General features: G+C 72.2%; 2 protein-coding genes. Both read left to right on the top strand.

Going from position 1 to position 2,124, the window contains the following annotated elements; genetic code table 11:
• On the top strand, nucleotides 1-1,167 hold a 1,167-nt coding region (locus DZF91_RS24620; RefSeq protein WP_117359647.1), incomplete at its 5' end, for a family 2 encapsulin nanocompartment cargo protein terpene cyclase.
• A gap of 63 nt (nucleotides 1,168-1,230) precedes the next feature.
• Complete coding sequence (locus tag DZF91_RS24615; RefSeq protein WP_117359646.1) at nucleotides 1,231-2,073, top strand: geranyl diphosphate 2-C-methyltransferase; 843 nt, start codon at nucleotides 1,231-1,233, stop codon at nucleotides 2,071-2,073.
• Nucleotides 2,074-2,124 lie beyond the last annotated feature (51 nt).

Raw genomic sequence — 2,124 nt, 5'->3', positions numbered from 1 at the left:
GGCCCGCCGGCCGAGGCCCCGCCCGCCGCGCCGCCCGAGGCTCCGCCCGCCTCCGCGCCCGCCCTGGGATCCGCTCCGGCATCCGCTCCGGCATCCGCTCCGGCATCCGCTCCGGCATCCGCAGCGGACGCACCCGCGGCGGACAGGGCGGCGAAGACCGCGTCCCGCCGCAAAGACGACGGAGACGTCTCGTCCCGGCGGATCGAGGGGCTGAAGTTCCGTCCGCCGCTGCGCGACGACCGCGCCCTGGCCGACCGGGTCAACGAGCGGCTCATGGAGTGGGCGGAGAAGGAGGTCGAGCTCTACCCGGACGACGAGCTGCGCGCGATGTTCCTCGCCTTCGACCCCGGCCGCTCGGTCGTGCTGTGCCATCCGGACGCGGCGTCGTTCGAGCACCTTGTCGCCGCCGGGATGCTGTACGTCGGCGAGAACGCCGTGGACGACTACTTCTGCGAGCCCGACCTCGGCGGCACCCCCGAGGGCCTGGGCGCGCGGCTGCTGGTGGCGCAGACCGCGATCGACCCGCTGCACACCGCCAAGGAGCAGACCCCCAAGTGGCTCGCGGGGCTCGCCTCGCATCCGGCGCTGCGGTGCATGCGGTCGGCCATGAACTACTTCGAGCGGATCGCGACGCCCGCGCAGGCGCACCGGTACCGGCACGACATCTGCAACCTCTACCTCGGCTACTGCGCCGAGGCGGCGTGCATCCAGACCGGCCGCACGCCGTCCGTCTGGGAGTACCTGGCGCACCGGCAGTTCAACAACTTCCGCCCCTGCCTGACCATCACCGACGCCGTCGGCGGCTACGAGCTGCCGGCGCACGTGTTCGCCCGTCCGGACGTCCAGCGCGCCACCGGGCTGTCCTCGAACGCCAGCACGATCGTCAACGACCTGTTCTCGCTGCGCAAGGAGATGGCCCAGGAACGCGTCCACCACAGCCTGCCCACCGTCATCGCGGCCGAGGAGGGCTGCGGGATCCGGGAGGCGTTCCAGAAGACCATCGACATCCACAACGAGCTGATGGACGACTTCGAGTCGCTGTCGGCGCTGCTCGCCCCCACCGACCCGGTCCTCGCGCGCTACCTGGCGGGGCTGTCGAACTGGGTGGCGGGCAACCACGAGTGGCACTCCGGACTGGTCGGCACCAGGTACGCCACAGCCCCCTGACCGGCCCGGACGCCGCCTCCACCGCCCCCTCCCCCGAACCGAGCACCAACGAGGAGATGCCCCATGTCCCAGCCCGCTCTGACCTCCTACCAGGGTGACGTCGCCGCCTACTGGAACGCCGAGGCCGACCCGGTGAACATCCGGCTCGGCGAGGTGGACGGGTTCTTCCACCACCACTACGGCATCGGCGAGCCGACCCCCGGTGTCGCCGAGGCGGGTGACGAGGCCGTGATCGCGGACCTGCACCGGCTGGAGACCGCGCAGGCGCACCTGCTGCTGGACCATCTGGGGTTCGCGGGCGGCGAGCTCGGCCGCGAGCACCGGGTGCTCGACGCCGGCTGCGGCCGGGGCGGCAGCAGCTTCCTGGCCCACCAGCGCTTCGGCTGCCGGGTGGACGGGGTGTCCATCTCCGCCAAGCAGGTGCGGTTCGCCAACGAGCAGGCCGCGCAGCGCGGCGTCGCCGACCGGGTCGCGTTCCACCTGGCGAACATGCTCGACACGGGCCTGCCCGCCGGGGAGTTCCATTCGGTCTGGAACAACGAGTCCACCATGTACGTCGACCTGTACGACCTGTTCGCCGCGCACGCCCGGCTGCTGGCCCGCGGCGGCCGGTACGTCACGATCACCGGTTGCTACAACGACGTGTACGGGCAGATCCCGTCCAAGGCGGTCTCGACCATCAACGCGCACTACGAGTGCGGCGTCCACTCGCGGCGCACGTACTTCTCCGCGCTGGCCGCCAACCGGCTGATCCCGGCCCGGGTGCTCGACCTGACCGCCGCGACCATCCCGTACTGGGAGCTGCGGGCGAAGTCGTCGGTGGCCACCGGGATCGAGGAGGCGTTCCTGTCGTCCTACAAGGACGGCTCGTTCCAGTACCTGCTGATCGCCGCCGACCGGGTCTGAGGGGCGCCGGACGGCGGCGCGCGCGGCCCGGCCGGCACCCGTCCGGCGGGG

Source organism: Actinomadura logoneensis (genome assembly GCF_003428695.1).
Lineage (GTDB): Bacteria > Actinomycetota > Actinomycetes > Streptosporangiales > Streptosporangiaceae > Spirillospora > Spirillospora logoneensis.
This window is presented reverse-complemented; position numbering and strand designations above follow the sequence as displayed.